Source organism: Dyadobacter sp. HNCC25DJ184, from assembly GCF_056895215.1.
On sequence record NZ_JBXHAQ010000006.1, the window covers coordinates 135,817 to 156,390 of the forward strand.

20 protein-coding genes are annotated in these 20,574 nt (G+C 42.2%); 8 read left to right on the forward strand and 12 right to left on the reverse strand.

Annotated features, from left to right (window positions below; all coding sequences use genetic code 11):
* Nucleotides 1–11: 11 nt before the first annotated feature.
* From AC1XUD_RS11170 to AC1XUD_RS11185, 4 genes are all read left to right on the forward strand, one after another.
* Nucleotides 12–1,007: an aldo/keto reductase gene (locus AC1XUD_RS11170; RefSeq protein ID WP_483361077.1), complete on the forward strand. Its 996-nt coding sequence runs from the start codon at nucleotides 12–14 to the stop codon at nucleotides 1,005–1,007.
* A gap of 46 nt (nucleotides 1,008–1,053) precedes the next feature.
* On the forward strand, nucleotides 1,054–2,226 hold the full coding sequence (locus tag AC1XUD_RS11175; RefSeq protein ID WP_483361078.1) for a PQQ-dependent sugar dehydrogenase: 1,173 nt from the start codon (nucleotides 1,054–1,056) through the stop codon (nucleotides 2,224–2,226).
* Between the two features lie 89 nt (nucleotides 2,227–2,315).
* Nucleotides 2,316–2,795 carry a c-type cytochrome gene (locus AC1XUD_RS11180; RefSeq protein WP_483361079.1) on the forward strand — a complete coding sequence of 160 codons (480 nt, stop codon included), beginning with the start codon at nucleotides 2,316–2,318 and terminating at the stop codon, nucleotides 2,793–2,795.
* A gap of 197 nt (nucleotides 2,796–2,992) precedes the next feature.
* On the forward strand, nucleotides 2,993–5,371 hold the full coding sequence (locus AC1XUD_RS11185; RefSeq protein ID WP_483361080.1) for a TonB-dependent siderophore receptor: 2,379 nt from the start codon (nucleotides 2,993–2,995) through the stop codon (nucleotides 5,369–5,371).
* Between the two features lie 21 nt (nucleotides 5,372–5,392).
* Here AC1XUD_RS11185 and AC1XUD_RS11190 read toward each other — a convergent pair whose 3' ends face one another.
* Both AC1XUD_RS11190 and AC1XUD_RS11195 read right to left on the reverse strand, forming a co-directional pair.
* Nucleotides 5,393–6,874, reverse strand: coding sequence for a gluconokinase (locus AC1XUD_RS11190; protein ID WP_483361081.1), 1,482 nt, complete (start codon nucleotides 6,872–6,874; stop codon nucleotides 5,393–5,395).
* Between the two features lie 123 nt (nucleotides 6,875–6,997).
* Nucleotides 6,998–7,399 carry a hypothetical protein gene (locus AC1XUD_RS11195; RefSeq protein ID WP_483361082.1) on the reverse strand — a complete coding sequence of 134 codons (402 nt, stop codon included), beginning with the start codon at nucleotides 7,397–7,399 and terminating at the stop codon, nucleotides 6,998–7,000.
* 365 nt (nucleotides 7,400–7,764) lie between these two features.
* Between AC1XUD_RS11195 and AC1XUD_RS11200 the strand changes: the two genes are divergently transcribed.
* A complete protein-coding gene (locus AC1XUD_RS11200; RefSeq protein WP_483361083.1) occupies nucleotides 7,765–7,950 on the forward strand; it encodes a hypothetical protein in 186 nt (61 codons plus the stop codon).
* Between the two features lie 59 nt (nucleotides 7,951–8,009).
* On the opposite strand, the gene AC1XUD_RS11205 is transcribed toward AC1XUD_RS11200, so the two are convergent.
* On the reverse strand, nucleotides 8,010–9,254 hold the full coding sequence (locus AC1XUD_RS11205) for a metallophosphoesterase family protein (RefSeq protein WP_483361084.1): 1,245 nt from the start codon (nucleotides 9,252–9,254) through the stop codon (nucleotides 8,010–8,012).
* A gap of 175 nt (nucleotides 9,255–9,429) precedes the next feature.
* Between AC1XUD_RS11205 and AC1XUD_RS11210 the strand changes: the two genes are divergently transcribed.
* Nucleotides 9,430–9,945, forward strand: a complete 516-nt coding sequence (locus AC1XUD_RS11210) for a DinB family protein (RefSeq protein WP_483361085.1) — start codon at nucleotides 9,430–9,432, stop codon at nucleotides 9,943–9,945.
* Between the two features lie 109 nt (nucleotides 9,946–10,054).
* Here AC1XUD_RS11210 and AC1XUD_RS11215 read toward each other — a convergent pair whose 3' ends face one another.
* Nucleotides 10,055–11,041, reverse strand: a complete 987-nt coding sequence (locus AC1XUD_RS11215) for a glycosyltransferase family 2 protein (protein WP_483361086.1) — start codon at nucleotides 11,039–11,041, stop codon at nucleotides 10,055–10,057.
* Between the two features lie 225 nt (nucleotides 11,042–11,266).
* Between AC1XUD_RS11215 and pgeF the strand changes: the two genes are divergently transcribed.
* Entirely contained in the window at nucleotides 11,267–12,052 is a 786-nt protein-coding gene (gene pgeF, locus AC1XUD_RS11220; RefSeq protein ID WP_483361087.1) for a peptidoglycan editing factor PgeF, read from the forward strand.
* Here the strand turns inward: pgeF and AC1XUD_RS11225 are convergent.
* From AC1XUD_RS11225 to AC1XUD_RS11240, 4 genes are all read right to left on the reverse strand, one after another.
* On the reverse strand, nucleotides 12,042–12,473 hold the full coding sequence (locus AC1XUD_RS11225) for a flagellar hook assembly protein FlgD (protein ID WP_483361088.1): 432 nt from the start codon (nucleotides 12,471–12,473) through the stop codon (nucleotides 12,042–12,044). The genes pgeF and AC1XUD_RS11225 overlap by 11 nt on opposite strands.
* A gap of 124 nt (nucleotides 12,474–12,597) precedes the next feature.
* The gene (locus AC1XUD_RS11230) at nucleotides 12,598–13,047 is read right to left on the reverse strand and encodes a histone H1/H5 family protein, HCT subfamily (RefSeq protein ID WP_483361089.1); all 450 of its coding nucleotides are present in this window, start codon (nucleotides 13,045–13,047) and stop codon (nucleotides 12,598–12,600) included.
* Nucleotides 13,048–13,197: 150 nt separating this feature from the next.
* Nucleotides 13,198–13,722 carry an RNA methyltransferase gene (locus AC1XUD_RS11235; RefSeq protein ID WP_483361090.1) on the reverse strand — a complete coding sequence of 175 codons (525 nt, stop codon included), beginning with the start codon at nucleotides 13,720–13,722 and terminating at the stop codon, nucleotides 13,198–13,200.
* Nucleotides 13,723–13,850: 128 nt separating this feature from the next.
* A complete protein-coding gene (locus AC1XUD_RS11240) occupies nucleotides 13,851–14,471 on the reverse strand; it encodes a response regulator transcription factor (protein WP_483361091.1) in 621 nt (206 codons plus the stop codon).
* A 480-nt stretch (nucleotides 14,472–14,951) separates the two neighbouring features.
* Between AC1XUD_RS11240 and AC1XUD_RS11245 the strand changes: the two genes are divergently transcribed.
* Entirely contained in the window at nucleotides 14,952–15,746 is a 795-nt protein-coding gene (locus AC1XUD_RS11245; RefSeq protein ID WP_483361092.1) for a GNAT family N-acetyltransferase, read from the forward strand.
* 95 nt (nucleotides 15,747–15,841) lie between these two features.
* On the opposite strand, the gene AC1XUD_RS11250 is transcribed toward AC1XUD_RS11245, so the two are convergent.
* The 4 genes from AC1XUD_RS11250 to AC1XUD_RS11265 form a co-directional block, all read right to left on the reverse strand.
* Nucleotides 15,842–16,486 carry an FkbM family methyltransferase gene (locus tag AC1XUD_RS11250; protein WP_483361093.1) on the reverse strand — a complete coding sequence of 215 codons (645 nt, stop codon included), beginning with the start codon at nucleotides 16,484–16,486 and terminating at the stop codon, nucleotides 15,842–15,844.
* A gap of 6 nt (nucleotides 16,487–16,492) precedes the next feature.
* Complete coding sequence (locus AC1XUD_RS11255) at nucleotides 16,493–18,001, reverse strand: lipopolysaccharide biosynthesis protein (protein WP_483361094.1); 1,509 nt, start codon at nucleotides 17,999–18,001, stop codon at nucleotides 16,493–16,495.
* Between the two features lie 121 nt (nucleotides 18,002–18,122).
* A complete protein-coding gene (gene wecB / locus AC1XUD_RS11260) occupies nucleotides 18,123–19,223 on the reverse strand; it encodes a non-hydrolyzing UDP-N-acetylglucosamine 2-epimerase (RefSeq protein WP_483361095.1) in 1,101 nt (366 codons plus the stop codon).
* Between the two features lie 92 nt (nucleotides 19,224–19,315).
* The gene (locus AC1XUD_RS11265; RefSeq protein ID WP_483361096.1) at nucleotides 19,316–20,533 is read right to left on the reverse strand and encodes a glycosyltransferase family 4 protein; all 1,218 of its coding nucleotides are present in this window, start codon (nucleotides 20,531–20,533) and stop codon (nucleotides 19,316–19,318) included.
* Nucleotides 20,534–20,574 lie beyond the last annotated feature (41 nt).

Sequence of the window (20,574 nt, forward strand, 5' to 3'; positions counted from 1 at the left end):
CCTCTAAAGTTATGATCTATAGAAAACTAGGAACATCAGATTTAAGCGTCTCAGTTATTACTTTCGGCGCATGGGCTGCCGGTGGATGGATGTGGGGAGGCAATGAAAGAAGCGAAGCGGTTGAAGCAATTAGGGCTTCATATGACTTGGGAGTAACTTCCATTGATACTGCACCCGTTTACGGACAAGGGCTCAGTGAAGAAATTGTCGGCGAGGCAATTCGTTCCATACCGAGAGACAAGGTTCAGATACTGACCAAATATGGTATGCAATGGACTTCTGCCAAAGGTGATTTTGCCATGAAAAGCAAAAACAACAAAGGCGAGGACATTGATATCTACAAGCTCGCTTCCAAAGACAGCATCATTCAGGAATGCGAACTGAGTTTGAAAAGATTAGGAACCGATTATATCGATCTGTATCAGATTCACTGGCATGACAAAACGACGCCCATTCAGGAAACGATGGAGGCGGTGTCCACATTAATCCAGCAAGGAAAAGTCAGGTATGCAGGTGTATGCAATTATGACGCGGACCTGTTAGCGGAAGCCCGCAAATATATCGATCTCGTTTCCGATCAGGTGCCATATAGCATGGTAAAACGCGGAATTGAAAAACAAACCGTTCCATATTGCATTGAAAATCAACTTTCTATATTGGCTTACAGTCCTATGGAAAGAGGATTATTAACTGGCAAAATGCGTCCAGGACATCAATTTGCGGAAGGAGATCACCGATCCACTCTTCCCGTTTTCAAAGAAGAGAATCTTAAAAAGGTGAACGCGTTTCTTGAAAAAATAAAGCCGTTAGCCGAAGACAAACATGCGACGCTTGGGCAATTGGTTCTGAAATGGACCATTGAACAACCGGGAATTACCATCGCTTTGGCCGGAGCAAGAAATGCAGCGCAGGCCATTGAAAATGCAAAAGCCGCAGATATCGAACTTTCAACCGAAGAAATCAGCCTCATTAACAATTATTTACATGAAGTTGAATTAGTAAAATAGTAATTTCGTCCTCAACTCTTTACATCCTTAACCCAAATTTTAAGTTATGAAGTTTAGCTCTTCGATATTAAAAAAAGGAGCGCCTTGGGCACTCGGAAGCCTTCTTCTGGCAGGTTCAGTCACGCTGATGAGCTCCAATATGCCAGCTCCTGATAAAAAAGCAAAATTTTCCGTTTCAGATCTGAAAGTTGATACTGTTGCAACAGGTCTCGATATGCCCTGGGCGTCGGCTTTGTTGCCAAACGGCGATTTGTTGGTAACTGAACGTACAGGGAAATTACGCTTGGTACACAATGGCGTTCTTGATCCTGAGGCAATTAAAGGTATTCCGCCGGTTTATTACAAAGGTCAGGGTGGTTTGCTGGACATTAACCTGCATCCGGATTACAAAAACAATGGCTGGATTTATATCAGTTATTCCTCTCCTAAAAAAGAAGGTGAGGCTGGTGACGATGAAGGTGCCAACACTGCGTTGATGCGCGCAAAATTGAAGGGCCATGAGCTCGTTGAAATTCAACATCTGTTCAAAGCTATTCCTAATGTAAAAGGTGGCAATCACTTTGGCGGCCGTATCGTGTTTAATGATGGTTATGTTTTCCTTTCATTGGGCGAGCGTGGACAAAAAGAGAACTCTCAAAATCTGAGCAAAGATCAGGGAAAAGTAGTTCGTCTGTTTGAAGACGGCAAAATTCCAACTGATAATCCTTTTGTTAAAACGGCGGATGCAAGACCGGAAATCTGGACATATGGTCACAGAAACCCACAAGGACTGGTTTTAAACCCGACTACAAAAGTACTTTGGGAACATGAACACGGTCCTCAGGGCGGTGATGAGCTGAATATCATTGAAAAAGGAAAGAACTATGGCTGGCCTTTGATTACTTACGGAATCGACTACGACAACAGTATCATATCAAAAGACAGTGTTCGTGCCGGTATGGAGCAGCCTGTTATATTTTGGAAACCTTCTATCGCCCCTTGCGGCGTGACTTTTATCAATAATCCTAAGTTCAAGGAATGGAACGGCGATTTGCTGGTTGGCTCGCTCAAATTTATGTATATCCAGCACCTTACCGTGAAGGGTAATAAAGTGACTGCTAAAGAAATCATATTTGAGAAATTAGGCCGTGTACGCGACGTTCGCCAGGGACACGACGGCAACGTATATGTTGTTCTTGAAAATTCCGGCAAAGTTGTAAAGATCAGCCCGAAATCTTAAATATTGAAAAGTGACGTTATAAAACAGACAGAGAGCACAATCTCTGTCTGTTTTGTTTGTTTAAAGCAAAAAAAATAATTGGCGAAATCATGAAATCATTTCTTTTAATATTATCAGGTTTAATCTTTTGCTCCGCTACACTTCCCGGTCTGGATAGACCCGGTCTGGATGGATCCGGTCTGGATGGACCCGGTCTGATGAAGTCTGATCTGGAAATATCGCAGGATGACGAACTGGCGAAAAGTATACAGCGAGGGAAAATGGTATATTCTGAAAACTGCATCAGCTGTCATATGGGCACAGGCGAAGGCGTAACCGCGACATTTCCGCCTTTGGCAAAATCTGACTACCTGTTCCCGGATCATACCAATGCCATCAAAGCCATCAAATTCGGTTTGTACGGAAAAATAAAAGTGAACGGTGTCGACTACGACAATATGATGCCTAACCCGGGAATTGGTAATGATGAAATAGCCGACGTAATGAATTATATCCTGAATTCGTGGGGTAATTCTTCGGACAAAAAAATGGTGACCGAAAAGATGGTAGCAGAAATTAAACAGAAATAACGCCGCATTTAATTTAACACTTCCCTTGATAAGTTTGAACTCGCTGACTACCAGCAATAGTTCAAACTTTTCTTTTTTTAAGTATATCAAAATTCCCCCATGAAAATTATTTAGAATTATTATCAATAATGTTTTGGAAAACTGGAATTAGTGTATGACTTTCGCCTCGTGTTATGAATGTTTAGACTAATTATAGAATGAAAAAACTTTATCTCTTGGTGCTCTCGAGCCTCTTTACCCTTATGGTTCAGGCGCAAACGGGCAAAATAACAGGACAGGTATTGACCTCTGATGGCGAACCTGCTGAATACGTTACCATCGGTTTGAAAGGCTCCAGATTAGGTGCTACTACAGATGGAAAAGGAAATTTCTCCTTGAACAAAATCAAGCCTGGACAGTATACCCTCATGGCGAGCTTCGTCGGTCTGGCTACCCAGGAAAAAGAGGTGCAGGTGGAGGATGGCAAAACCACACATGTCGATTTCAGTTTAACCGAAAACCTGAACCAGCTGGAAGAAGTGGTTGTGCAGGATGCGAGCCGATATAAGAGCACGGATGTCTCCAATAGTTTGAGATTGTCCGGGCCGTTACAGGAGCTTCCGCAAAACATTCAGATTGTAACTTCGAAAACGCTTGCTGATCAACAGGTTATCAGCATGAGCGATGGATTGATCCGAAACGTCAGCGGCGCTACAAGGCTGGAACACTGGGGTGATCTATATGCCAATATCACGATGAGAGGATCTCAGATTCAGGCATTTAGAAATGGTTTTAACGTGGTAGCCTCTTATTGGGGACCGCTGACTGAGGACATGAGCTTTGTGGATCATGTTGAATTCGTAAAAGGGCCAGCTGGCTTTATGCTCGCAAATGGCGACCCAAGCGGATTATATAATGTGGTCACAAAAAAACCAACCGGTCAGACAAAAGGTGAAGCCTCATTTACGCTGGGCAGCTATGGTTTATACCGTACGTCTTTGGATCTGGATGGCAAATTAAGTGCGGATGGAAAACTGCTTTATCGACTGAATGTGGCAGGTCAGGAAAAAAAATCGCACCGTGCATTTGAATATAACAACCGATATACCGTGGCTCCGGTTATCGCTTATCAGGTGGATGAAAAGACTAAACTGACGGCAGAATATACGATGCAGTATGCGAAAATGTCAGATGTCGGTTCGTTTTACGTATTCTCGACCGACGGATATGGCACGCTTCCGATCGGTTTCACCACAATGCCCCCGGGGTTGGCTCCGACAAAAATTAAAGATCAGAGCATATTGCTGAATCTTGAACACCAGATCAACAGCGACTGGAAAGTGACTGCTCAGGCTTCCTATTTCAATTACAATCAGACGGGATCCAGCATGTGGCCCAATGCGGTATTCCCGGATGGCAAATTAATCAGAAGCGTAGGTATATGGGATGCGAAAAGCGAAATGACCATGGCTCAGGTTTTTGTAAATGGGAATGTACAGACTGGTGGAGTTCAACACAGAATTTTGGCAGGAATTGATGCCGGAAACAAAAATTACATAGCTGACTGGGCACAATCACATGCATTGGAAGACACGCTTCATGCGTTCGATCCAAAAGCTCCTACCTACGGTACCCCATTAAATGGTTTCCCTGTTTTCGATCGTACGCTGAATCTGGAAGCCAGATCGGTGAATGGCGGTGGTAATATGGACCAAACCTATACAGGTCTATATTTCCAGGATGAATTGGGTTTCTTCAACAATGCACTTCGATTGACACTTGCCGGAAGATATACTTCGGTATCCCAGTCTTTCTGGGGCGGATCTCCTGACAAGGCAAAACATTTCACTCCACGAATCGGACTAAGTGCGTCAATCAATAAAGAAACTTCGATATATGCGCTTTATGATCAGGCATTTATACCTCAATCGGGCAGACTTGCAAATAATGAATCTGTAAAGCCGATCACGGGTAACAATACCGAAATAGGAATTAAAAGAGACTGGGCAGACGGACGATGGAATACCACCGTTTCTTTTTACAGAATCCTGAAAAACAACGAATTGACCTCTGATCCAAACAGTGCTCCGAACAATCCGATGAATATCGTTTTGGGGCAAAAAAGAGCACAGGGAATTGAATTCGACTTAAGAGGAACCATATTTAATGGCCTGAATCTGATCGCCAACTACGCCTTGACCGATTCGAAGGTTTCAAAAGTGGCGGAAGGTGTAACAGATTACACAAAAGGGCAGGTGATTCCGGGATATGCAAAACACACGGCTAATGCATGGCTTAACTATAAAGTACAGCGCGGCGCGCTGAAAGGAGCAGGAATATCAGCTGGTTTCACCTATATGGCTGACAGAGCCACTTCCAATTGGAGTGACACCAACACGGCAACAAACTTGCCAAACTACTTCAAAGCCGACGGTGGTGTATTTTGGGAAAAAGACAAGATCAAGCTGACTTTGAACGTGTTCAATATCCTTGACAAATATTTATACGCAGGTGGATATTACGACTGGTTGAATGCATATTACTACCAGACCGAACCGCCAAGAAATTATCGACTCAGCGTTACCTACAAGTTTTAATTTTAGAAAAGCGGTCTGTACTCAAAGCAGACCGCTTTTTTCCTCCAGACATTTATGAAGGATAAACTTTGCTCCTTCCTTAAATTGCCTGCTAATATCGTTATATCGCAGATTTATTTCTGTATTCGGTTCAAACTCCTTCCCAACAACGGTGAATTGGCTCATTTCCGAATAGTGTTTGTAAAGCCCCAGTGCCTTGAGCCCCATCATGGCAGCACCCGTCGCCCCTGCCTCTATTGTTTCATTCAGTACTACTTTTTTACCAAAGACATCGGCCAGCATTTGTACCCAGATCGGGCTCTTGGCAAACCCGCCACTGGCATATATCGTATCCACTTTTCGCATTTGAAAAAGTATATCTGCGATCAAATCGAGATTCAATAATATGCCTTCCAAAACAGCCTTCGCAAAGTGCAAACGCGTATGCTCTATGCCTAAACCGGAAAAACCACCACGCACTTCCGAGTTCCATAACGGTGCTCTTTCACCCAACAAATACGGATAAAAAATAAGGCCTTCTGAGCCAGCAGCAATCTTTGTCGTTTCCTTTAAAACAGTATCATATTCTTCATTTGCAAAAAAGGTGTTCATCAACCATTCAAAAATGACCGCCCCGTTATTGGAAGGTCCGCCAATGATATAAATATTTTCGTCCAGCAAATAACAGAACGTTCGCATCTCGGGATCGGAATATGCCTCGTCTGAACATATACGCGCCGCTCCACTGGTGCCTATTGTTACTGCCATGGATCCGAAATTAATGGCTCCTCCGCCCAAATTGGCCAGACACCCATCGCTGGCGCCCATGATCAAAGGAGTTCCTGTGTCAACGCCAAAACTATTATTTTCAGGTAATTGCTCCTGGTGATATGGAGAAACTGCAGCAGAAAGCTTGTCTTCTGAAAGACCGATATAATCCAGCGTCCATTGATCCCATACTTTGTCCCTGATATTGAATAAACCAGTCGCCGATGCTATCGAATAGTCTACGAGGAATCGTCCGGTAAGCTTAAAAATCAGATATTCTTTGATACCGATGAACTTCGCCGCCGATTCGAAAATATCTTTCTGGTTTTCCTTGAACCATATCAATTTACACACCGGCGTCATCGAATGAATTGGCGTGCCATTGTTGTTGTAAATTTTCTTTCCCTCTTCCGAGCTTCGAAGTTGATCCGCTATTTTGGAGCTGCGATTGTCAGCCCAGATGATTAATGGCGTAAGTTTTTTGCCCTTTTCATCCACAGCCATTACACTGTGCATGGCCGAGCTGAAACAAAACCCAAGCAATTTTCCAGCGGTATTCGATTTGGTGATCGTCTTCGTAACACAAACGCACAAAGCGTTGAAAATCTCATCCGGGTCCTGCTCGCTCCACTCCGGCTTCGGGTGAGACATTTCGTGACCGACACTATGCGAAGCTAAAATCGAACCCGTTGATGAATCGAATGCTGTGGTTTTTACGTTGGTTGTTCCTATATCACAACCGATAATGTATGACATTTCCCGTGCGTATTTAATACTATCTGTTTACATCGCTCGCAGCCGAAATCTTTCAGGTACAAGTTCCAGTTCCGAACAAATGTATTAAATACAGCCAAAAAAGGAGGACGGAGTGAATGTTATTTATTCAGAACGAGATTCTGTTAGTGCCACGGCCACCCTTCTGGTTCTCGTGGCGACATCAAAAGATTTCACAAAAGTCACCTCACCGTCCGTCAACTCAAAAGTATAACTTCCATCCTTTAATGACGACAGGTCAAATGATTTGCGATACTGTTTGTAAACCAATGTTTTCTCGACAAAAAGAACATTGTTTTCGACATCTTTGATCCTTACCAATACCCTGTCGGTAATCGGATAATGATAGGTCAGCAAAAATTCCATAGGCTTTACCTGCATCACATAAAATTCAGAGAAAAAAGAATCGGATCCTCCCGAAGTATTTTGAGCCATTCCTTGATAAGATGCGAAGACAAAGAATCCCGCACAAAGAATTTTTGATATTGTGTATCTTGTGTTTTTCATGATCGTATTATTTAAGTACAAATCGACCGCACTCCGCTTCACAATTAAAAAATCGATTTCATCATTTAGTCAAATATACAATATTCTGAAATAACATAAAATACAAAATAATATTTTGTATTACGATTATAAACAATACAAAAAATTACATTAAAATAGTAATACCAGAATTAATATTATCATTTTATTCTCAGTAAAACACAACTATTTTTTCGATTTGAGGAAATAAAAGCCCGTTCTTTACATAGGTTAATAAGGGTATCACTTGGTTATAGGTTAAAAATTCGCCGAAACACCATGCTTAGTTCACATTCATTTATTATTTTCGCGGAGACATTAACCAAGTTCCTTTTTCGCAAGAATCCATGACAGAAGTTCATAGCGCCATTAAAAGACTATCCAGCGGAGCATATATCCTGGCATTTATTATCCTTCTATTAATTCTGGTTGTTTTCGGCGACCTGTTCGTTTTCATTCTTGGAACAATCGGCCTGGCTGTAATATTTGCCTATTTTTATCAGGACAATTCCCACGGAGATTCACATCACTGATTGAGTTTTAACTCTTTCACGTTCCCGTCAGTTAAGTACCGACAGGAGATATTATCATTTCAAATGGCCAGGTCAGGAAGATGCGTCAAGCTATCCCAATGAATCTGGCCATTTTTCATGTCAACATGCCAGCTTTCTTCGGCAACCACCACATCCTCCAGATCTCGGTATTCCGCGGTGACTTCATGCTGCTTCAGTTTGAGCGTAACAAATCCATTATAACCAAGCTCATAACGCTTTATTGTCTTTTTGATCGATTTACGTACGCGTCTGTCGTACAACAAGATACGTTGAGTATCCTCCATTGAATCCGGAAGATTTGTTTCGACGGGAAGTCCTCCATGCCCGATACACCGACCATATGCCATTGGACCTTTACCGTTCACCCCCTCTTTGTAAAAGACCAGCCGATGGTCGTGCCCCCAAAACCATATCACGGGTCGTGTAGATTCTCCGAGTATTTTTTCTATCTGCTCGCCAGGCTTTTTATAATCATCCCGGAACGAAGACAGGTATGGGTGATGACTCAGGAATATCAATCCACGTTTATCTTCGGGATCACCGAGCCTAACAACATTCCGAAGCCAATAAATCTGTTCTTTCTTAAGATGACAATCCGGTGGTGACAGCACCTCCATAAATGGACGCCCCACGGAGGTATATCCCGTATCCAGGCCGATGATACGCCAATGATCATTTTCAAGACAAAAAAAGCCAGCCTGCTGGGTCTTGCGGATTTCGCCCTCCCTTGCATACATAGCAGGCAGTAACTGCTGAAAAAATGCATTACCATTGGAATACATTTCATGATTTCCTGAAAGCGCCAGGCTCCCCGATTCACCATAATACCACGACGCATATGGCGCAGTAAAATTCTCTGCTATTTCAAAAGCAGTACCGACAAAATACACATCACCCAAATGAATCGTATAGTCAGGAATATGGCTGGCAACCAACTTTCCGATCGCGTCAGACTCAGCGGTATCGCTGGCCCAGTCGGAAAGAAGTGAAAGAGTGATTTCCTCAGCATCAGGTTTTGCGGGCTGCAACCTGTAAATACCGTTATCTCCGTTTCGAGGATACGACTGATATGGATGCCTTTTACCAAACCGGCTTTTAATATAGTGGTATGTGAAACCGAACAAATTGGTTTTCAGAAACTCCGATATAACCCTTGTTACAGTCTCCTTTTCTACAGTTACGTGTTTTTCAAATACTTTTTGCTGCGTTTTCGCATGACTTTGCGCCTCACTGTGACCCATATCCAGGTATTTTTCAACCCGTTTTTCCTGAGAATTCGCCATCTACAACTAACTAATTTGAAAAGTATTAAAGTACAATATCTGAATGGTCTACCATTCCCGCACCCGTTTACTGGAAAAAGTCACCAATATCATTAAATACGAATACGATTTATTGAAAATCGACATCAATAAATGTACCTTTCGAACTTATATAAACCTATCAAACACATCTTCTATGAAATTATTATTCACCGCCTGTTTTATGCTGATCTCAGCATTTACTGTTTTTGCTCAAAGCCCTGTCGACGTACAAGTGGCAGAATGGGAAAGAGCCAAAGCCTACACCAAGGCCTATCTGGATGTGATGCCAGCTGACGGCTATGCGCTAAAACCAACGCCTGAAATGCGCACGTTCGCCCAACAAATGGGACACCTTGCAGATGCCAATCAAGCTTTTGCTGCAGCAGCATCGGGTATAAAAAATCCTGCAACTGGATCTATTGAAAAGGGCGCCGATCAGTCAAAAGAAGCGATTACAAAAGGGGTTATGGATAGCTACGATTTCGTAATATCCTCGCTTAAAAGCGTTTCTCCGGAAAACTTCGGAAAGACTGTTAAAATTTTCGGAAAGGAAATGACAGCAGGAATGGGTTTCATCAAAGCTTTTGAGCACCAAACTCACCACCGTGGACAAGCCACTGTTTACATCAGATTGAAAGGTGTTACACCACCACAGGAGATGCTATTCTAAAAATGAAAAGACCCGGAATCACAACCGGGTCTTTTCATTCATATATGTTTGGAACTAATGACGAGGCCAAAACCTTACAGAGCTAATCCTCAGCCCCTTTAGCCTGTATTTAGGCCTCAGCCTTGGAGCGAATATTGTACAACGAAATAGCCACAAAGCTGTATACCTTCATTAAAAAGGGTGGGACTACAAAATCCTTAATCACCTGCTTCTTTCTTTCCGTTGCCGGTTCGGCCAGGTTTAGATATTTAATGGCAAACCTCAGTCGGCGCCAATAATGATCCTTGTATTGCTTGGCGTACAACAATTTATAATAATAAGTTGCGATATTTTTGCGCAATACTTTATCGTACTTGTATCCAAAATGTTTGTTAATATTTGAATACATCTGTATCCTGTTAAACAGGAAATCCGCACTTTGGTGGTTGTCTGCGAAACTCGCCCCTCCCCGATTCTTTCTATATACCGACATCACCTCATCGATATACCCTATTTTACCTCTGCTGGCCAACATCAAATTTCTCGGGATATCTCCGCTGGTAGAAAGATTGGTCCAGTCCGGATCCGGATTGTCAGCGAAGTCTTGCCTTCTAAACATAAGACTGGACGTGGCTATATAACAAAGCTCATCCTCCCCGATCAGATCATCTACGGTATATTCGGACTTTGTCAACCAATTGACCAGATGAGATGGCGCCGATTTGTCGTCATATATCGCCTCTGCATTGTGAAAGCTGGCTGAATATTCAGGATGGGCATCGAGCATATCCACCTGACGTTGAAGCTTATGCGGCGAGGTCAGATAATCATCCCCGTCAAACTGGGCGATATATTCCCCTTTTGCAGCTGCAAACGTAGAAAGTGCGTTATACTTTCCGTTCAAACCCATATTGCGATCATGCAACAAGAGTCGGATCTTGTCCGGATACTTTTGCTGATATTCCGTCAATATTTCCCTTGTCCGATCCTTTGAAAAATCGTCACCAACGATAATCTCGAAATCAAACGAGGTCTGCTGCATCAAGATAGAATCCAGCATTTTTGCAACAAATTTCTCGTGGTTGAAAGTCACCACGCACACGCTCACTTTTATCATAAACTCAAACTCAAAAAACTTGAAATCAATACTATATGACTCCAATAGTTCAGAATAGTGTATTTCCTTTTAGTATAGTTACCGGCAAAGATACCCTTTTATAAGATTTGTTCTAAAAGAATGGATTGGTATTAGTAAAAGGTCGGAGAGGATGACACACCTCTTTATAGATTACTTTGTATGACCTATGACTTGTAATTTAACGGCGGTGTTCTATTTTTGGCTATGAATGACGCATTAATAAACTCTGACTGCTCCAGAATACCTGACATTTTTCGTCAATTTCCCAACATAATAGCTGCGGAAAGCACGCGAAATGGCGGTATAAGTAAAGCACCTTACAACTCATTGAATTTGGGAGGATCGACACTCGATTTACCAGAGAACGTGGCAGAAAATAACAGGATCTTCTTTTCTTCATTGGGAGTACCCCTTGCCGACGTTGCAAAATCTCATCAGATTCATTCTGCCAACATATTGAAAGTTGAAACAGCCGGAAGGTTTGAAGGATTTGATGCATTGATAACCAATCAAAAGAATATCCAACTAGCTGTTACAGTGGCCGACTGTACGCCTATTTTAATCTATGACCCGATCCAAAAAGCCGTCGCGGCTATTCATGCCGGTTGGCGTGGTACTGTAGCTGGAATCACCAAAAAGGCTGTTGAAATGATGATTTCTGAATACGGAACCAAATCGGAAAACTGCTACGCATATATTGGTACTTGTATAGATGAATGCTCGTTCGAAGTTGGAGAAGATGTTGCCCGGCACTTTGAATCAAGTTTCAAACGTTGGGATGGAGAAAAAAGCAAGTTTTTCGTCGATCTCAAATCCAGCAATAAATCCCAACTTGTTGCAACAGGGATCCCGTCAAAAAATATTGAAGTTTCACCTTACTCCACCGTCATTAACAACGATGTGTACTTTTCCTATCGATCTGAAAATGGAGTAACAGGACGAATGCTCGCCACGATTGGTATTCGGGAACAGCGATCGACTATCGGTTAACGATAATACGACTACGGAACCTTCGTATATTACCTTTTTCACTCCAGACTTCTGTGACCAGATTATAGTATCCGGCCGGAGCGATTCCATTGTCGATTGTTGAACCATCCCAAAGGATCTTCCCATTTCCGGTTATCGACTCATTTTTCAACAAAACTTTAACCGTTTCACCGTTGGTATTGAAAATACGCATCGAACAGAAATTACCTGATCCCGCAAGTTCATAGTTGATAACCAGACTATCATCCTGGCCGTCGCCGTTTGGAGTGATGCCAATTTTACCCAATTTGATAAACTCGGGCTCAGCGTACGGATGGGAAGTTGCACTGGCGGTAGTGGCACTGTTGGTTTTCGACTGCCCCAAAACGGGGATCGAACAAATCGCAAAAAACACAATCTTGCCTAACATATTTCTCGACATTACCTTTGGTGATTAACCTCCTTGGTACGCCGATCATTCGATATAGTAACAGTTAAATGTCTTTAAACGACAAAACCCACCATTTCTGGCAGGCTTTGTCAAGAATATCAATCGTTGGTTCAGCTTAGCTCTCCTTCACTTCGGTGGCGGCTTCGTTCCCTCCACTGCCATTAACTTTCGCCGGCGCTTTGGCTGCTCTCTTCACTGGTGGTTTAGCGGCAGTAGCGACTTTACGGGTTCTTGGTGCCCGAGTTGGAGTTACCGGCGCTTTAACTGCTGTTACAGAAGCTACAAGTTCCTCTATTTTCTCAGCTGCTTTTATTGTCTTCTTTGACTTTTTCTCCGCCTTTACCTTTTCCTTCTTGTCAGATTTTTTCTTGCCTTCTTTTTTCTTGCTCTCTTTCTCTTTTCTTTTTTCCTCGTTTTTATTAAATCTCGCTACTTTCTTAGCAAGCTTTTGAGCAGCTTTCTCTATCGACTTTTTAATTTTCTTGGAACCCTCTGATACTGACTCAAGGGTACCCAGTAAAGACTCGGTAATTTCGGTTGATAATTTCTTCGTAGCGGATTTCATAAGGACAATATTTTAGTCTCAGTTTTAATTGGTATTAACATAAAGTATCTGATTATCAGTAAAATAATCAACGGACCAAATTAACATTTGGCAAACTGACAATTTGAGTTTTTAATTCCGATTTGCCAAATAATCGACATTATATTTATGTTATCTTTTTCTGACGTACTCCCATAGAACTATGCCGGCGGAGATCGCCACATTTAAGGAATGTTTTGTGCCATATTGCGGGATTTCGAGACACGCATCACAGATTGCGATAAGATCATTTGATACGCCCTCAACCTCATTTCCGAACACAAAGGCACAAGGTTTATGATAATCAGGAGTGAAGTTCTGCAACATTATACTGCCACTGGCTTGTTCAATTGCAAAAACCTGATATCCTTCGGACTTAATAGCTTCAATATATGACACCAGATCTTCTGTCTTTTCCCAGTCTACGGAAAGTTCAGCACCGAGCGCACTTCTGGTTATTTCTCTGTGGGGAGGATGCGGCGTATAACCGCCCAGGATCATTTTCGATGCCCTAAACGCGTCTGCCGTTCTAAAAAATGATCCGACATTATTCAGGCTTCGGATATTATCCAATATGATGATATATGGAAATTTTTCAGAAACCTTAAATTCTTCAATACTTAATCTATCTAACTCTTCTACTTGCAGCTTTCTCATTCCAATATTCAAATATGATCCTGCAAACGTAGTAAAAAGCCGGTAGTATCCGATGGGGAGGAAAAGAGCAAGAAATGAAGGAGAAGAAAAAAGCCCCGCCAATTGGTATTGACTGGGCTTCTTTCTTTTTATTTGATTTTGGTTATGAGCTCGACGATATTGTTAACTCCTAACTTCTCAAAAATTCTTGCTTTGTAAGTACTTACTGTTGAAAGCTGAAGATTGAGTTTTTCAGCAATTTTTGCTGTTCCCAGTCCTTCTTTTAACAGATTCATTACATCGGTCTCTCTTGGAGAAAGAGTCACGACAGGATCTGGCATAAACTCCTTAGGGTTGATCAGCCTGTTGATGTTCAATTGCTGCATATCCTGACTCATGTACTTCCTGTTTTCCAGCACGCTTGTCACAGCCGTCCTGAATTCTTCCTCAGGAGCGTCTTTTGACAAGTATCCATCCGCACCCGCCTGAAGATACATAAGCCCGTAAAGTTGTTCATCATAACTTGAGAACATCAAGATTTTTACAGAAGGATCTTTAATCCTGATCGCCTCCACCATCTTAGTATTGTTTCCTCCTGGAATGTTGATATCCAGAATAAGCAGATCATATGGTTTCGACTCCATAGCCTGAATAATCTTATCAAAATCCGCCACTTCTGATATCGCCGCATCCGGCAAAAGTGATTGAAGGAGGTGCTTCGTTCCGATTCTTACAACTGCGTGGTCTTCGGCTATTAGTATTTGTTTCATGTATGAGGTTGTATCCAAATAACTATCGTAATACGCTTAACTCCAAAGTTAGAATAAAGCATCAAATTATTATTAAAAACGTAGTTTTTTTTACAAAGAACTAATACCATTAACTCTACTTTCCTGTAAACTACTACTATATTTTGTAGAAGCCACATAATTTCTAATAAAACTTTCGCGAGTTAAAGTATAATTATTATATTAAAACTGATAATGATAGGATATTTTAAAGAAACAGTCGTCTATTTTTCTATATTGCCTATGTTTGACATTAATTATAAAAAAAGTAACAATAATTTTACAATTATCGACAATACTATCAAAATTCGGGCAAGTTTCCCTTACCAAGTATTTCTTACAAAAACCTATGCGCCTCCCAACGGAACCTTACCCTTTGTTCCCAATTTATACGCTAGGCATCAGTATATTAATACACAAGGCGATGAACAAAAAAATATACTTTCCTTCTATCTTTTTCAGATGGAACGGTCCGAATATATTGGAGTTTTTCATTGCTACGAAAGTATTGGCGGAAATTGGCATTCCCCGGTCAACGCGCCTTTTGGAGGAATAGAATCTGCCAGGGATTGTTCGAACGAAGGTCTTTCCTTTTTTTTGAATAGTATAGAAGATTTCATCAAAAGTCAGAATGGAGTCTGCCTCAGAATCAAGCTACCACCCACCATCTACGGGAATACCAAGGCCGAAATTTACGAGGATAACGGATTCAATACGTTTCAGGAAAACCGCAACTACTATCTACCAGTCAATTCCGGAGCGTTCGAAAATCTGATAGATCCGCAAGAAAGAAGGAGGTTGGCTAAATGTAAGCGCGAAAGTTTTTGTGGTGGAATCTGTGATATCAGCTCGGCGGATCTTTACGACTTTATCGAAACTTCGCGGCTGATATACGGATACTCCCTATCGATTTCCGAGCGTCAGCTAACAAAATTGATGACCGAATTTCCCGATCAATTCATCGTTTTCGTCGTGAAGCATCAGGAAGAAATCGTCGCACTGTCATTAACCGTTTTAGTAAATAAAGAAGTGCTGTATAATTTTCTGCCGGCTGATCTGCCTGCGTATAAAATATACAGTCCTATGGTGATGCTCTATGACTGCATTTATACATATTGCCAGTCGCACGGTATCCGGGTTCTTGATCTTGGACAATCTCTTGATCATGAAGGAAATTTCAAACCCAGCCTGGCAAATTTCAAGGTAAATATGGGAGCAGAGGAATGCGCAAAAACGACGATTGTTAAGTATTTTTAGATTCGTAAGAATTTGACGACAGGAAAATAAATTGCACCCTTGCCAAACCGAATACTACAAATATTGGACGGCCTGCATTTACTATTATTCATTCTTCAAATACCCAAACAATTTCCTTCCCGATAAAAAACTGTTGTACAGGTTTCATGGCCAACGATAGGTGCCATACCGACAAAATCAAGCCTTTTAAATCCTTTCTTTTGCATTAAATCCTTGGCCGGTTGATAAAATGGACGCTCGGAATTATCCAGAATGAGCACGCCGTCAGCGGTAAGATAATCGGAAGCAAAATCCGTACATTTCACCCTATTACGCCCGTCTACGACAATAACATGGTATCTTTTGCCACTTTCGGCAACTGCTTGTATGTAAGGCGACCCAAGTTCTCTGGCAAGTATGCTGGCATTGGCCGGTAATTGTGGTTTCACTATATTGATCCAATCTTTTTCGTGCTCTACCGCTGTTATTTCCTTGACACGTTGGGCATACCAGCGCGTTGAATTCCCAGAACCATACTCAAATACTTCAAAATGAGCTTGCACTCTTGGTCTAAAAAATATTATAAAGCAGTAGGTATACCAAGGCAATGGATTGCCATCCGCATCCACCGATCTTTTCGAATGAAAGCTTTTAAACCAACCGTAGTCCTTCAATGCGCTTTGCAAATACAATTGCACACTACCTCCCAGCCCAAGGCCGTTGAGGATACTCCAAACCACATTTTTGATTGACCTGATCATTTTTAATTATTTCTTAAAATTTCTGATTTTCATAACACCCATATCTACCAGCCCATTAATCTCCTCCGAAACCCTCAGAGCGACAATAAGCCAGGCAAAAATGAGAATAATTAATGTGGATCGCACTGCCATCATCGCCAGGGCCGATAGTATGGTTCTGTGATAGGCCGGAACAATCAGCGTTAGGCCGTAGAGTACCAGCAAAACAACAACAACCTGAATCGTTTTGTAGGAGAAAGGCAGTACTTCAAATTTGAGCCAAACGAAGGTCATGCGGGAAACGGAGTATATCAAGGTTGTCGCCGCTGTGGCTATTGCTGCACCTGTAAATCCATATTTGGGTATGAGCCAAAGGTTGAGAACAAAACCGATTATGGCTGACCCAACGATGAATATCGTGGCAAATTTGAAGTACTTGGAATAAAGGATTATCTCCGTGTTTAGCCCCGTGCTGATATCAAAAACTTTGGTAAGCGCTATAAAAAGCACGACATACTTCCCTTCCCCGTAAGTTTCACCTTTGGGTATCAGGAAAAAAATATCATCAATACTTGCCCAAATCAGCAGAAAAACCACTCCACCGGCAACCAACTGATTTAACGCCGACTTGCGGTTCATCAATCGAACATGGTCGTAATCACCATTTTGCAACGCATTGGAAAGCAGCGGGATGGATATTTGCGAAATTGCCTTTTTAGGAATCTCGATCACACTCGCCATCGTTACAGCGATGATAAAGATACCCGTGCTTATCAGGCCTCGCTCCCCGGCTAACATAGAACGGTCGATAAACAGCATCAGGTTTACGCCAATACCACCAAGTAGCGTAAAGCTACCATAACCCAACATTTGCCTCAACATCGGTCTCGTCAGAATGGTGGTATTGGGGAGCCGCCAGTACCATCTCCCCAATTTGTTGATGTAAAAAATCAATATCAAAATCGCCACCGCATACGATCCAACGATGAGATACAGCATGACGTCAAAACTCAGAAAACCTAGCCCAAACAGGAGGATCAGCAACATTCCAGCCAGACGCAGGTATACTTCTCTGATAAAATTAGGAATTGCAATACGCGCGTTATTGCGACAATATGCTTCGAGAACTGTGATATAAATCCAGAAAACAGTGAGCGGGATAACCAAAAAATGATACTGTAATATCATCGGCGACTCCTTGGCATAGTAACTGTGTATCCAATCGGAGCTCGCCAGATAAACCAGCGTAAAAAGGAGACTTCCTATAAATGGCAAAAACAGCAAAAACGGCAGAATTCCATTGTGACCTTCTTCTTCATCCCGAAAGTTGGAAAAGAATTTATCAACGATAAAGGGCGTCCCAAGATGAGCAAACGCAGAAAAAAGCAAACTATTTTCGAACAAAAGTCTGTACAAAGCCAGCTCCTCTACCGACAGAAATTTGGTGGAAACATACATCTGGTTGATGATTCCGATTCCAACCCCTATATAGGCACCGAGGCCGGCCTTTAAACTCTGTCGAACTACGATTCCCAAATTGTCAAAAATGCGGTTAAATAATGTTCATAATTACTTCGGCAATCAGCTTTCAGTTCACGGTACGAAACTTAATTCCAGTCTTATGCCGATTGCTGACTTCCGAACGGAAAGCCTTATGCTACGCTAGATATTTCTCCTTTAGGATTTCCCGGATTCTGATCGCGGCGTTTCCATCCCAAAGTGGCGGCACTGTTCCTTTTTTTGCCTGTCCATTCAAAATCTTAGTAACCAGCTCATTGACCGAGGTTGGGTTTAAATCACTTTGCAGATAGTTCGTCCCAAGTTCAACAGTGACTGGCCTTTCCGTGCTCGCCCTGAATGTAATACAAGGCACCTGCAGAAAAGTTGTTTCTTCCTGAATACCACCTGAATCCGTGATAATTAACTCGGCATGCTGCATCAAATGCAGGAATTCAAGATATCCCTGTGGTTCAAGAAGTTGCACATTTTCCAGACTTTTCAGTCCGTCCAACAGACCGAAAACCTCCATATTCTTCAATGTTCGGGGATGAATCGGAAACAAAATTTTTCGTTTCTCCGAAGTATTTTTTACGATCTCCAGGATATTCCTTAGCCCGCTTTCCGTATCCACATTACTTGGCCGGTGCATGGTTACCAACACATATGGGTTACCTTCAGGATTGAGTTCGTGTACCAGATTTAATTTTGACGCTTTTTCGCGATAATAAATCAATGAATCGATCATAACGTTACCGACAAAATGCACTTTGCTGTCTGGAACTCCCTCATTTTTCAGGTTTACCAATCCAGCGTTTTCCGTTACAAACAGATCGTTAGAAATAGCATCCGTCATGATGCGGTTAATTTCTTCGGGCATATTCCGGTCATTGCTTCTCAGCCCGGCTTCCACGTGGGCAACGGGGATATGCTCTTTCACTGCCACCATGGCGCAGGCAATGGTAGAATTCACATCTCCTACAACCAGCACAACATCAGGCTTTTCCGCCAAAAGAATGGGTTCAAACTCCAGCATAATTTTGGCCGTCGTCACCGTATGCGACCCGCCGCCAATACCCAGGAAATAATCCGGTTTGGGCAATTCAAGCTGGTTGAAAAACACATCCGACATTTTAGCGTCGTAGTGCTGACCAGTATGTATAATCTTAGAAACGATATCCTTATCGCCAGCAAAAGCGCGATGCAAAGGCGCCACCTTCATGAAATTCGGACGCGCACCAACTATACTCAATATTTTCATATCCAACTTAAATTCAACTATATCCCAGTCAAAATATCTGTTTCAATCCCCCGTCGTCCCTTCTCCCTTTATCCCTTCGTCCCTTCTCCCTTTCACCCCTCCTTCATAACATACTTAAACGCCGCATCATACTCCTGCAACACCGTATGTATATTAACCTTCTCTTTTATGATCCTTAAAGAGTTTTCTCCAAACGTTTTCAACTTATCCTGATCAGAAAGAAGTCTCGCGACCGCATCGTTCAGACTTTGCTGCTCGCCATTTTTGAAATAATATCCGTTATAATCCTCTATAACGAGACGCTTTTCCGTTCCATCCGCCACGGAACATATAACAGGTTTAGCGAAACACATTGCATCGTTGATTGACAAGCCACCCATTCCCCCTAAGACATAAACAGACGACGCGTGCAGATACCTACCCAACGTCAGCGAGTCATATACCCCGCCGACAAAGTTTGTGGACGAAGCAATATCAAGCTCAACCGCGAGTTTTTTTAAGGACTCCTCTTCGGGCCCGAAACCGATTACAACCAGTTCAATCTGAGGGAATTTCGATTTTAGGTCTTTTACCGATCTGATCAGCATGTCAACTCTTTTCCATTTTACTAAGCGCCCTACATGGACAAGTCGGAAAGGGTTTTCCGGGAGAATTACCGGCTGTTTTAAAACCTCGGCATAGGTATTAAGCAAAATATCTGTATCGGGGGAATTGGCCGCCACAAATATCTTTTCCTGCGGAACGCCGTAGCTGCCGGTGATATTTCGTGCTTCGTCAAAATAGTTAATGTGCGCGTCAGCAAGCGGGAGATATAACCTCCTTAATATTGTAATGGCTCTAAAAAAAAGATATCCTTTCCAACTTTTTGCTCCACCCTCGCCCATATCTTCTGTGAGGTTTTGTCCGGAATAATAATATTCCCGGCTCTTTCCCCAATAGGATATATTAAAAGGAATATCGCGGCAAATAAGCTTTGCTCCGATATTTCTTAACTTCTTATAAAAAAACGGATTTAAAACGAGTTGCAAAAAATAAGGCCATGCAGACATCACTACGATATCGGGCTTAACCTTTTCCAACGTTGGAATTAAGTCTCTAAAAAAAGGTTTTCCATACCACGCCGAATATTCAGGAAGTTCAATTAGTTGAAATTTGACGGAAGATGTGTCCTCTTTCACACCTGAGCCCAATGCCTTGCTGGTGGCACTTGGTTTGATCAGAATAATTTCGGTTCCGGTTTCGGATACCATTTTATTCAGAATCAAAGTAAAATAATGCGGCAAACCCGCCATGACAAAACAAACACGCATGTGTCGTACCTACATTGGGAAAATGCAAAAGTACACAATCG

Coding starts and splice junctions, on each gene's coding strand:
- AC1XUD_RS11230 (WP_483361089.1), bottom strand. CDS start 13,047: ATGAAATCCGCTACGAAGAAATTATCAACCGAAATTACCGAGTCTTTA.
- AC1XUD_RS11190 (WP_483361081.1), bottom strand. CDS start 6,874: ATGTCATACATTATCGGTTGTGATATAGGAACAACCAACGTAAAAACC.
- AC1XUD_RS11185 (WP_483361080.1), top strand. CDS start 2,993: ATGAAAAAACTTTATCTCTTGGTGCTCTCGAGCCTCTTTACCCTTATG.
- AC1XUD_RS11180 (WP_483361079.1), top strand. CDS start 2,316: ATGAAATCATTTCTTTTAATATTATCAGGTTTAATCTTTTGCTCCGCT.
- AC1XUD_RS11240 (WP_483361091.1), bottom strand. CDS start 14,471: ATGAAACAAATACTAATAGCCGAAGACCACGCAGTTGTAAGAATCGGA.
- AC1XUD_RS11170 (WP_483361077.1), top strand. CDS start 12: ATGATCTATAGAAAACTAGGAACATCAGATTTAAGCGTCTCAGTTATT.
- AC1XUD_RS11245 (WP_483361092.1), top strand. CDS start 14,952: ATGGAACGGTCCGAATATATTGGAGTTTTTCATTGCTACGAAAGTATT.
- pgeF (WP_483361087.1), top strand. CDS start 11,267: ATGAATGACGCATTAATAAACTCTGACTGCTCCAGAATACCTGACATT.
- AC1XUD_RS11175 (WP_483361078.1), top strand. CDS start 1,054: ATGAAGTTTAGCTCTTCGATATTAAAAAAAGGAGCGCCTTGGGCACTC.
- AC1XUD_RS11195 (WP_483361082.1), bottom strand. CDS start 7,399: ATGAAAAACACAAGATACACAATATCAAAAATTCTTTGTGCGGGATTC.
- AC1XUD_RS11235 (WP_483361090.1), bottom strand. CDS start 13,722: ATGAGAAAGCTGCAAGTAGAAGAGTTAGATAGATTAAGTATTGAAGAA.
- AC1XUD_RS11250 (WP_483361093.1), bottom strand. CDS start 16,486: ATGATCAGGTCAATCAAAAATGTGGTTTGGAGTATCCTCAACGGCCTT.
- AC1XUD_RS11215 (WP_483361086.1), bottom strand. CDS start 11,041: ATGATAAAAGTGAGCGTGTGCGTGGTGACTTTCAACCACGAGAAATTT.
- AC1XUD_RS11225 (WP_483361088.1), bottom strand. CDS start 12,473: ATGTCGAGAAATATGTTAGGCAAGATTGTGTTTTTTGCGATTTGTTCG.
- AC1XUD_RS11205 (WP_483361084.1), bottom strand. CDS start 9,254: ATGGCGAATTCTCAGGAAAAACGGGTTGAAAAATACCTGGATATGGGT.
- AC1XUD_RS11200 (WP_483361083.1), top strand. CDS start 7,765: ATGACAGAAGTTCATAGCGCCATTAAAAGACTATCCAGCGGAGCATAT.
- wecB (WP_483361095.1), bottom strand. CDS start 19,223: ATGAAAATATTGAGTATAGTTGGTGCGCGTCCGAATTTCATGAAGGTG.
- AC1XUD_RS11265 (WP_483361096.1), bottom strand. CDS start 20,533: ATGCGTGTTTGTTTTGTCATGGCGGGTTTGCCGCATTATTTTACTTTG.
- AC1XUD_RS11210 (WP_483361085.1), top strand. CDS start 9,430: ATGAAATTATTATTCACCGCCTGTTTTATGCTGATCTCAGCATTTACT.